This is a genomic window from Streptomonospora sediminis, from assembly GCF_054778995.1.
Window position 1 is genome coordinate 1 of the sequence record NZ_BAAGYZ010000055.1, and the last position, 626, is coordinate 626.

At 70.3% G+C, this 626-nt stretch carries 1 protein-coding gene; it reads right to left on the minus strand.

Annotation, left to right across the window (positions count from 1 at the left end; translation table 11 throughout):
* On the minus strand, positions 1 to 626 hold a 626-nt coding region (locus ACYVD5_RS12005; RefSeq protein WP_461001072.1), incomplete at both ends, for a beta-ketoacyl synthase N-terminal-like domain-containing protein.

A 626-nucleotide genomic window follows, 5' to 3' on the forward strand; every position in this document is an offset into this window, starting at 1 on the left:
TCGGCACCCTCCGCGAACGCCTTCACCCGGCCATCACGCGCCAACCCCCGCTGCCGACTGAAGTCGATCAGCAGCTCCGGTGTCGCCATGACCGTGACTCCGCCGGCGAGGGCGAGGGTGCTTTCGCCGCGCCGCAGCGACTCACATGCCAAATGGATGCCGACCAGCGACGACGAGCAGGCCGTGTCGACCGTGACCGCCGGCCCCTCCAACCCCAGCGTGTAAGCCACCCGGCCCGACATGACGGAACCGGCGTTTCCGGTCTGCAGGTATCCCTCGATCTCTTCGGGGTACGTGCCGGGGCCGCTGCCGTAACCGGTCTGGGTGCCGCCGACGAAGACGCCGGTGGGCGTGCCGCGCAGTACCACCGGGTCGATGCCGGCGCGCTCCAGCACCTCCCACGACGCCTCCAGCAGCAGCCGCTGCTGCGGGTCGATCGCCACCGCCTCCCGCGGGCTGATCCCGAAGAACGCGGAGTCGAACTCGGCGGCCTCGTGCAGGAACCCGCCCTGGCGGAGGTAGGTCGTACCGATGCTCTGCGGGTCGTCATTGAACAGGGCGCCGAGGTCCCAGCCGCGGTTTTCGGGGAACCCGGTGATCCCGGAACCGCCCCGCACCACCAACTC